The sequence below is a fragment of the Mucilaginibacter sp. genome (assembly GCF_028287845.1).
Classification (GTDB): domain Bacteria; phylum Bacteroidota; class Bacteroidia; order Sphingobacteriales; family Sphingobacteriaceae; genus Mucilaginibacter.
Genome location: NZ_JAQBOW010000045.1, coordinates 1 through 8,030, shown reverse-complemented (window position 1 = coordinate 8,030; position 8,030 = coordinate 1). Strand labels below are relative to the sequence as shown.

General features: G+C 38.1%; 9 protein-coding genes. 6 read left to right on the top strand and 3 right to left on the bottom strand.

Annotated features, from left to right (window positions below):
- Together JWP71_RS04155 and JWP71_RS04150 are read right to left on the bottom strand one after the other, a co-directional pair.
- Nucleotides 1-216 (bottom strand): hypothetical protein (locus JWP71_RS04155; protein WP_299497448.1); only part of this gene is annotated, 216 nt, incomplete at its 3' end.
- A gap of 94 nt (nt 217-310) precedes the next feature.
- Nucleotides 311-862, bottom strand: a complete 552-nt coding sequence (locus tag JWP71_RS04150; RefSeq protein ID WP_299497447.1) for an NlpC/P60 family protein — start codon at nt 860-862, stop codon at nt 311-313.
- Between the two features lie 116 nt (nt 863-978).
- Between JWP71_RS04150 and JWP71_RS04145 the strand changes: the two genes are divergently transcribed.
- On the top strand, nt 979-1,611 hold the full coding sequence (locus JWP71_RS04145) for an HAD family phosphatase (RefSeq protein WP_299497446.1): 633 nt from the start codon (nt 979-981) through the stop codon (nt 1,609-1,611).
- A gap of 278 nt (nt 1,612-1,889) precedes the next feature.
- On the opposite strand, the gene JWP71_RS04140 is transcribed toward JWP71_RS04145, so the two are convergent.
- Nucleotides 1,890-3,068 (bottom strand): proline dehydrogenase family protein, encoded by a 1,179-nt coding sequence (locus JWP71_RS04140; protein ID WP_299497445.1) that lies wholly within the window; start codon nt 3,066-3,068, stop codon nt 1,890-1,892.
- A gap of 128 nt (nt 3,069-3,196) precedes the next feature.
- On the opposite strand from JWP71_RS04140, the gene JWP71_RS04135 reads away from it, so the two are divergent.
- From JWP71_RS04135 to JWP71_RS04115, 5 genes are all read left to right on the top strand, one after another.
- A complete protein-coding gene (locus JWP71_RS04135; protein ID WP_299497443.1) occupies nt 3,197-3,403 on the top strand; it encodes an RNA-binding S4 domain-containing protein in 207 nt (68 codons plus the stop codon).
- 5 nt (nt 3,404-3,408) lie between these two features.
- Nucleotides 3,409-4,506: a 3-dehydroquinate synthase gene (gene aroB / locus JWP71_RS04130; RefSeq protein ID WP_299497442.1), complete on the top strand. Its 1,098-nt coding sequence runs from the start codon at nt 3,409-3,411 to the stop codon at nt 4,504-4,506.
- A gap of 218 nt (nt 4,507-4,724) precedes the next feature.
- Nucleotides 4,725-5,246, top strand: a complete 522-nt coding sequence (locus JWP71_RS04125) for a transposase (RefSeq protein ID WP_299497441.1) — start codon at nt 4,725-4,727, stop codon at nt 5,244-5,246.
- Nucleotides 5,247-6,033: 787 nt separating this feature from the next.
- The gene (locus JWP71_RS04120; RefSeq protein ID WP_299497439.1) at nt 6,034-6,951 is read left to right on the top strand and encodes a prephenate dehydratase; all 918 of its coding nucleotides are present in this window, start codon (nt 6,034-6,036) and stop codon (nt 6,949-6,951) included.
- Nucleotides 6,952-6,992: 41 nt separating this feature from the next.
- Nucleotides 6,993-8,030: bifunctional 3-deoxy-7-phosphoheptulonate synthase/chorismate mutase type II (locus JWP71_RS04115; protein ID WP_299497438.1), on the top strand; the 1,038-nt coding region annotated here is incomplete at its 3' end.

Sequence of the window (8,030 nt, the reverse complement as noted above, 5' to 3'; positions counted from 1 at the left end):
GGTAGTGGTTGATAATATGTTTACCTGGTTACCATGCGAGGTATAAATACGTTTATTGGCACCATCAACAGTAATATAATCCCACCCACCCGAGCTGGCAATAGGAATATCTTTCAATATATGAAAGTCTGTTTTTTGTTGTGCCGATACATACAAGGGGGCACTTATTATCAAGCTTGAAAATAAATATGCAAGTGATTTTTTAATTGAGTTCATGGTTATTGGTTTTATGCTATTTATCAAAAAAACCTGTAGGAAATCTGTAGTTCAAATTTTAAAAACAAAACAATTGGGAACACTATTTTCCACTCTAAAAAAATACGCGGATAGTTTTAACGTATCGTCCTGAATAATATCTATTTAAAGCAGTTTCGGTTACACCATAAGCTTTGCCCGACGTAGCGTGTATAAACTTAACTTCTTCACCCGGATGTGATACCACTATGCCCATGTGCCCCACTTTCCTAATGGTGCTGTCTGTGCCGGTAAAAAGTATCAGGTCTCCCGGTTTGGCTTCATTTAGCCTAACCCCACGGTGTATAAAAGTAAAATCAATAGAATTCCGGGGAACCGCTATCCCGAAATGATTAAAAACATAGGTTATAAAACCCGAGCAATCAAATCCCTGGGTGGGATCTGTCGAGGCGTATTTATAATGAATACCGGTAAGTGATCTGGCGAAAGTTATTATTTCTGCGGGATGGGTTTTCCCAGTATTGATATTGGTAAAATATCCTGCACTATCGGGTTTAGGGTAAGCTATTTTTTCATTTATCGGATATTCGGCATTTGAATTTTTGTGCGGCGAATTACAGGAAAAAGAAATAGCAAGAAAAATATAACTTACAATGTTAGGTCGCATATATTGATATACAAACATTTACCCATAATGTTAGCCGCTGTAATGAAATGAATTGCACTGGTTATTTGTCTTTTTATCGGTATTATTGCAATTTTCAGCAATAATTTCAATAGCTCATGACTAATATTAAGAACATCATTTTTGATTACGGCAACGTAATTTTTCATATAGATTTTAGCAAGGTTGCCGAGGCGTGGAAGAAACTGGGTATTACCAATGCGGATGAATTTTACGGCCACCGTAAGCAGGATGATGTATTTAATGCCCTGGAGCGTGGCGAGATAAGTAATGCTGTCTTTAGAGATCGAATTAGGGAACTAGCTCATAAACCCGAATTGACCGACGAACAGATTGACGGCGCCTGGAACAGCATATTTGTAGGCATCCCAAAGGGAAATCATGAATTGCTGTTACAATTAAAGGCTAAATACCGTACTTTTTTGCTGAGTAATATTAACGCTATCCATTACGATTATGTGCATGATTACCTGCAAAGAGAATATAATATGAATGACAATAGCCGTCTGTTCGACAAAACCTATTACTCGCACTTAGTAGGTAAACGCAAGCCCGATGTTGAAATATTTGAGCAGGTAATACATGAAAATAACCTTAACCCTGCCGAGACTTTATTTATTGATGATAGCCCCCAGCATTTGGAAACTGCCAGGAAACTGGGCCTGCAAACCTACTTGATGACGGCCCCCGATACCATACAACAATACTTTAAAACAAACGGATTATTATAACGCATTTAGTGATTCAATTCGATATGAAAAATTAGTTCTCCCGTGAAGTAAGCAACTACAGCAATAAACCTATACCATTAAATATTATTACTATACTGTTACTATACTGTCCCATGAACACATGGATACACCTGGGACACCTGGGACGCCTGGGACACCCCAAATTATAATGCATTGAAAATCAACAACATTAAAGCATTACCAAATAAATTAACTGTTTAATTAACGTGTCTATCGATTAAAAATAGATGGTCACAGCTTTACACCGGAACACCCTCTTACAGTTTACGCCGTTTCATTTCCTTTGCTATCAAACCCAGTTCGCGGCTCATTTGGCCCGCTATAGCTGTATTTTCCTGCGCACGGCGAAACAGGTATGGAAGCACCGCTTTTATTGGGCCGTAAGGAACATATTTGGCAACGTTGTAATCTGCATCAGCTAAATTAAAACTAAGGTTATCGCTCATGCCCAATAATTGCGCAAAGTATACATGTGGATTTTTATGGTCTATTTTTTTTCTATCTAATAATTCGGTCAGCAATTTGCAGCTTTCCTCGTTATGGGTTCCGGCTACAAAGGCAATGCTTTTTATATGGTCGGTACAATAATCAAGCGCCAGGTCAAAGTCTTTATCAGTAGCCTCTTTAGTTGGTTGAATGGGCGATAGATAGCCTTTTTCCTGGGCCCTGTCGCGTTCCTTTTCCATATAAGCGCCGCGTACCAGTTTGACACCCAGAATAAATTTTTCTTTTACAGCATCCTCATTATCATACATTAATGATTCCAGCTTATCATGACGGTAAAGTTGATAGGTATTATATACTATGGCTTTCTGCTTGTTAAACTTGCGCATCATATTTAACGCCAAAAGGTCTATAGTATCCTGTATCCAGGTTTCTTCGGCATCTATCATTACCGGCACACCGGCCGAATGTGCCTTTTCGCAAATCGTTAATACCCTGTCCTGCAATTTTTGCCACTCTTGCTTTTCGGTATTGGTAAGCGGTTGTACCGCATCCAGCTTTTCTAACAAAGCAAATCTGCCAACCCCGGTTACCTTAAATACAGTTATCGGTATAGCTTTATCTTTGACTGCACGCTTTATGGTACGCATTATCTCGTCCCTGGTATCATCAAAAACGTGCTCATCATCCTCACCTTCTATCGAGTAATCTAAAATAGTACCTACTCCACCTGCCTCCAATGTTTTTATGGTTTTTTCGCATTCGCGGATTGTTTCACCGCCGCAAAAATGTTTAAATATAGTAGCCTTTATTAGTCCTTTTACAGGTAAGCCAATCTTTACCGCGAAGTTGGTTAGCGGCGGGCCTATCTTTACTAAAAAATTAATATTTATTATCTTAAACAGCCAGTAGGCGCGTTTCAGATCAGCATTAGATGAATGCTTAAAGGCTATCTCTGTATTTTCAAAAGATAGAGCTTGTTTTTTATCCATTGTCGATAATTCATGGCCCATTGTTGCAATAGTTACAACAACAGCAGGCCGATCAGTTAATACTGCAAAATTATAAAATGCTTTTAAGATAACTTATTATTCTGCGAATAGTTTAATTTTGTTGCCTCATGATAGAATTTAAAGTTACCGGCGATTATATCCCCATGATACAATTACTAAAAGCCACCCACCTGGTATTAACAGGCGGCGAAGCGCAAATAGTTGTGGATGAGGGCGAAGTAAAATATAATGGCGAGGTTGATTACCGCAAACGTTTAAAAGTAAAAAAAGGCGATGTGGTTGAATTTAGAAATAATAAAATAAAAGTGATATAATTTTTATGACTACAATTGATACCGGTACCTGCACAGTTGATATTATGGACACCATACAGAGTAATAATTATTTTATATATTTTGAGAATAGCTTAGGCGAACTGGCTAAATTTATTGAGCAGGGCCGCTACTCGCGTTTTTTTGTTTTAACAGACGAGAACACCGCGCAATACTGCTTACCATTATTAAGGGAGAAACTGGGCGATCCGGAGAATTTCGACATTATAGAAATAAATGCAGGCGAAGAAAGCAAGGATATTGATTTTTGCATAGGCGTTTGGAAAATGCTGATAGATTTTGATGCTGATCGTCAAAGCCTGTTAATTAACTTAGGGGGTGGCGTTATAAGCGACCTGGGCGGTTTTGCAGCGTCGACCTTTAAACGCGGTATTGATTTTGTACATGTGCCTACTACCCTGCTTTCGCAGGTAGATGCTTCTGTTGGTGGTAAAACAGGTATTGATATTGATAGTATTAAAAACATCGTTGGCACATTTACCCAGCCAAAAGCGGTATTTATTGAATATGCATTTTTGAAGACATTGCCCGCACGTCAAATTTTATCAGGCGCGGCCGAGATGCTGAAGCATGGCCTGATATGTGATGCCGCCTACTGGAACCAGTTAAAAGCAAGTGACCTTAAAAACCCAACTGCTGATCTGATCTATACATCAGTAGCCATAAAAAACAAAGTGGTGCTGGAAGACCCGCACGAAAAGAACATCCGCAAGGCGCTAAACTTTGGTCATACTATTGGCCACGCGGTTGAAACTTACTCCTTACTGAATGATGAAAATTCATTATCGCACGGCGAGGCCATAGCAATCGGTATGATATGCGAAGCTTACCTGGCCCATAAAAAGACCGGGTTAAGCATTGACGATCTTAACGAGATCACAAAAGTATTAAGTGACCTATATCCAAGATATAATCTAAAAGAAGAATACAACGAAACCCTTTTAGCGTATATGTTAAAGGATAAGAAGAACCAAAACGGTAAAATTAATTGTACGTTGTTAAACGCCATTGGTCAGTTTAATATTAATAATAATTGTACAGTTGAAGAGCTTGTAGATGCATTGGGGTATTATGCAGGTTTGTAAGTATTTGTAAGCGTGGACGCTTACAACAGTTAACATTCAAGTGCAGACACTTGAATGGGCGTGTTTTTAATAAGGGCCTGTTTTAAATAAAATTTAAAACAGGCCCTTAAACTTATCGCCTGGCCTGTCCAAGTGTCCACACTTGGACATAGCAAATTGTAAGTGTCCACACTTACAACAGCATTGTATATTATAAATAAATTGCTCATATTTATAATATGTCACGCAATGCCTCAACCGACGAACTTTACTTTGTCACGTTAACTGTAACAGATTGGGTAGATGTATTTACACGCCGTTTATACAATGACTTTATTGTTGAAACCCTAACCTGGACCCAACAACATAAAAAACTTAATATTTATGCCTATGTGATCATGACTAACCATATTCACATGGTAGCAAACGTAACAAACGGTTCGCTTGGTGATGTTTTAGGCAGCTTTAAAACTTACACTTCTAAAAAGCTATTTGAAATGATAGCGAATAACCAACAGGAAAGTCGACGAGAATGGATGATCAGATCATTTGAGCGTGCCGGCAAGTATAATCCATTAAACATTAACCATCAATTTTGGCAAAATGGCAATTTTCCTGTGCTGCTTTATACGCCTGCGGTAATTGATCAGAAAGTAAATTACATACACGAAAATCCGGTTAAAGCTGGTTTTGTAGGGTCGGCACATGAATTTTGGTATAGTAGTGCTAATCCAGAAAGTCCTTTGAAAGTAATTTATTAATGTTAAGCATGTCGTTACTCTCTAAACCTGAAGATAATTATACTGGTACCTAAGACGTGAAAAAAATATTAAAGTATTATTATTTTAGATTATACAGTTACTACTCAAGTGGTATGATTCCCTTTTTTTCTACAATGATGTTGATTATAGCATTTATGTATTTAAATGCTATAACTATTACGACTATGGTTGAAATAGTTTCTGACAATAAATTCATTCTTCCTACTCGACAAGCACACAGCTTATTTAGCTATCTATGGCCCATACTAATTATTGTTCCTATCTGTGGTTTTAGTTATTATCATCTGATAACTTTAGACCGTCAACAGGAAATAATGAATGAGTTTACTGATGAACCTAAACAACATCGGTTTATACATGGAGCATTGATTATTTTATATTTTGTTGCTTCTATATTATTATTTGTACTCGCGTTGTGGTTGAGGCAAATAATTAAGAATTACTGATACCAATCCCAATAAGGTTTACTCGTGATTCTAATTTTCCACCTCCACCAAATTATATACTTCCAAACCAAACCAAACCATATAAAATTTGTTTCACATCACTTATTTTCAAAAAATAAAAATTATCTATTGACAAATCAATTTTTACTGCTACCTTTGCATTGAAAACAATAAACGATGAAGTTAACTGGTGTATTTTTTTATGGTTACTACTTTTACTTTAATAGTAAGAGCCGGGACTAATATGCACTAACAAACATATTTAACAACTGAAAAGTCCCGGCAATAACCAGCCGGGACTTTTTGCTTTAATAGCTTTTATGAAGAAAGATAAACCAAGAGTTGCCATCCAAGGGATACGCGCTTCGTTCCACGAAGAAGCGGCCTTTAAATATTTTGGAGAAAACATCCAGACTATTGAGTGTAACTCTTTTAAGCAAACATTTGACGCTTTAGAAGCAAACGAGGCTGATTATGTGGTGATGGCGATAGAAAATAGCATTGCCGGTAGTATTTTACCAAACTACTCTTTATTGTTAAATTACAATTTCCCAGTTATTGGCGAAATTTATCTGCCTATTCAATTACATTTAATGGCGCTGCCGGGCGTTGCGTTTGAGCAGGTGAAATATGTAACATCGCACCCTATTGCTATACGCCAGTGCATTGATTTTTTTGATGAGTACCCGCATCTTAAAATAGTAGAAAGCAATGATACTGCAGCATGCGCCAAACGCATACATGATGAAAAATTAACCGATACCGTTGCTATAGCTAATACCTTAGCGGCAAAGCTTTATGGTTTGGATATTTTAGAGCGCCGGATAGAATCGAACAAGAAAAACTTTACCCGTTTTTTAATATTGACCACACATGATAATGTGGTTAAAAAACCTGCCGATAAAGCATCGTTATGCTTCCAGGTAAGCAACCAGGTTGGCGCATTGGCAAAAGTGCTTAACATTTTTGCTACCCAGGGAGTAAACATGAGTAAAATACAATCTATGCCGGTTTTAGGCAAACGCAACGAATATAACTTTTATGTTGATGTGGAATGGGAAGAAACCAAACAGTATGATGCAGCGGTAAAACAGATATTGAAGTACACCCACAACTTCAACATACTGGGCGAATATAAAAGGTATGAAGACGAAGCAAGCGCAGAAAAGCCACAAAAAACTGCTCCGCCGTCTAAACCGGAACGCAAATACATCAGCATTAAAAAATTAGAAAAATAGAACCAACATATATATAAACGACATTCGAAATAAATAATACGATGAAACTTAATTTAAACATACAACCCTTAAATACCTGGATAACCACAGGTAGCGAGCCTCTTTTAATAGCCGGCCCATGTAGTGCAGAAACCGAAGACCAATTAGTGGCTACTGCTCATTTATTAAAAAACACAGGCAAAGTAAGTGCGTTACGTGCCGGTATATGGAAACCACGTACCCGTCCCGGAGAGTTTGAAGGCATAGGCAGCATTGGTTTAGAGTGGCTTAAACGCGCTAAAGAAGAAACCGGTTTACCTACAGCTGTAGAGGTTGCTACCGCTAAACACGTTGAAGAAGCTTTAAAAGCTGGTGTTGATATTTTATGGGTAGGCGCACGCTCTACAGCTAACCCTTTTACCGTACAAGAAATTGCCGACGCTTTAAATGGTGTTGATATACCCGTAATGGTAAAGAACCCGGTTAACCCTGATATTTCTTTATGGATTGGCGCTTTAGAGCGTATCAATAACGCGGGCATTACTAAACTTGCAGCTATACACCGCGGGTTTTCATCTTACGAAAAATCTGCTTTCCGTAATGAGCCGATGTGGGATATCGCCATCCACTTAAAAACATTGGCACCTCATTTACCTTTGATATGCGATCCGAGCCATATTTCGGGCAACCGCGATCTGATAGGTTACATTTCGCAAAAAGCGCTTGACCTGGATATGCAAGGATTAATGATAGAATCGCACATTGACCCAAGCATAGCGTGGACCGATGCCAAACAACAAGTTACACCAACCGCTTTGGCTGAGTTGATTGACCGTTTAACCTTACGCAAGCCCGAAACCGGTAACGCGCAGGTTAATGATAAACTAAGCCAACTGCGTAATGATATTGATAAAATTGATGATCTGATCATCCAAAAAATGGCCGAGCGTATGAAAATTGCTGAGCAGATAGGTACCTACAAAAAAGACAACAACATTACCATTTTGCAGGTTAACCGTTGGGATGAGATATTAACCAAACGCATAAACTACGGTAAGGCTTTAAAATTAAGTCCTGATTTTACAGAGAAATTGCTTGAA